The organism is Desulfosporosinus sp. OT, from assembly GCF_000224515.1.
Lineage (GTDB): Bacteria > Bacillota > Desulfitobacteriia > Desulfitobacteriales > Desulfitobacteriaceae > Desulfosporosinus.
Genome location: NZ_AGAF01000046.1, coordinates 1 through 1,996, shown reverse-complemented (window position 1 = coordinate 1,996; position 1,996 = coordinate 1). Strand labels below are relative to the sequence as shown.

The 1,996-nt window shown below is 41.4% G+C and carries 1 protein-coding gene and 1 pseudogene; both read right to left on the bottom strand.

Translation table 11 applies throughout. From position 1 onward, the window contains the following. Positions 1-47 precede the first annotated feature (47 nt). Positions 48-209 (bottom strand): annotated as a pseudogene (locus DOT_RS28280) (response regulator); the annotation flags it as partial. Between the two features lie 449 nt (positions 210-658). Beyond that, complete coding sequence (locus tag DOT_RS03885; RefSeq protein ID WP_009614442.1) at positions 659-1,981, bottom strand: hypothetical protein; 1,323 nt, start codon at positions 1,979-1,981, stop codon at positions 659-661. Positions 1,982-1,996 lie beyond the last annotated feature (15 nt).

Sequence of the window (1,996 nt, the reverse complement as noted above, 5' to 3'; positions counted from 1 at the left end):
CGGGCAAACCCAAGCCTTTGATAATTTTCAGATAGGTTCTGTCATCAAGAAATATCAATCAACGCCAAGTCAAATTTATTCCCGGCAAGCGCGGCAAGAGCGTCACCCCGCGTAGGGGCGTGAGTGACTGTAAATCCCTCCGAGCGGAGCAAAAGCATAAGGTTTTTAGCGATTGCCTTATCGTCCTCCACCAAAAATATCCGTTTCATGTATTTTCACCATCTTTTACTTTACTGCTCCGATATCGTTCATCAGAGCAATGGTACACTACCATTCTGTCTGTGATTCTACAATTTTTCGCTGTTTCTTTTATCGTTATGTAATCCACGCCTAAAACCTCCATAGCTCTATTGTGTTTCTTTTGACGGAAATATACAAGCTGAGGTGCAAAACAAAAAAATGTGAGAGCGTGGAAAGAAGTTCCCGCTCCCGCAGAGGCTAAATTGTTTATTTTTAGATTTCTTAGCAGATAGGGCCTGACATATTGCGCACGATAACGCTTACTGAGATTTTTGGGAACTATGGCTATATTGCTGCAAATTGCGTCGCTGCCCGGCTCTTTGGATCATTAGATATCGACCAAAGATAGCCATATTGAGCAGCACTTTCTATAAGTAGAAGCCGATTGCAAAGTGCAATCGGCTTCTACTATGAACTATTATTTAATTTTCAGAGTCCAATTACCGTTTACTACAAACGTCGGCCAGTTCACGTCAAACTTAGCCTCTTTCAATTTCTCATCAAAATTGATACGCATTGTACATTCGTCACCTTGCCAAATGCTGTCGCCGCTTTGCACATCTTTACTGTAAAGATCAGCCTCTCGAACAGTAACCCCTGGGGTATTTCCTGTATTCAAAGCAAATTTCAACTCGGCAGTCGTTGCGGAGGTTCTTTTAATACTTTCCAAGGTGATTTTTTGCAATTTCAGGTCGATTACCTGGCCGATTTGTTTTTCTTCATTCAACGACGGAATTCGTACCTCAAGATGACCAAGGGTCTTTTCGTAACCAACAAGCAGACTTGGTATTTTTAAATCTATTTCTTGGCCGGCAGGAACCTGGGATTCGAACTGAGTGATAGGTCTGCCGACAGCGTTTTTAGCCTGGGTGTAAGTATAAACATGGTTATCCTTGTCATAACCTAGAAGAGGGTTGGTCCTCGATGAAGTCCCGCCGCTTGTAATGCCATTTTCATTTTTAAAGTGTTCTTCAACCGTTTTTTGTGCTGGTTCTCCAATGCTTTCCAATTTAAGATCCTGGTCATTAAAACTCGTTAAAATCTGCACACCCTTAGTCGTTTTTTGATAACCAACCTTTGCCCAATCTATATTCGATTTTTCAGCAGGTATAATTTCCCCGCTGCCGACTACGGACGCACCCCCTGTTAACTGAATAGTATAACTTTTTCCGCCGATCATTAATTTTAGTTCTTGCGAGGGCGTGAACACGTAGTTCTGCTCCGCTTCATTCCAAAAGCTGATGGACAGTTGATCTTTGTCATAACTGTAACCACCCGGTTTATATAGTTTGCCGTTTGGCGCAGTAACCGATATCTCCGGAAGTTTATCTTCTTTTAAAGGATAGGTTAAATTCATGTCCAACTTATCCTTTGTGAAAATAACGTTCTCCAGTTTGCTTTCCTTATCCAATTGCATAGGGGATTTCAAATAGTAGGCACTTCCGTCGGCAACCGTTGAATAAATAACTTTTTGATTGAAAAAAGATTTGACAAAACCCGAAATCTCTCCGGCATAGGCGGTCGATGCACCGATCGCCATAATTAAACAGGCTGCTGCAATAGGATAAATTCTTTTTCTTTTCATTTTCATTCTTGACTGCTCCTTATTTAGCTTAGCAAACGCTTTTTTAGTAATAGAATCCAGGTCAATTTCCATGCCGCTCATTAACTCATCCAATTCCTCAGTCAGGAGATCATTATCAAGATTTTGCATCAGGGCTTGCATCTGCTTTTCAGTCATAAGCTAAAACCTCCC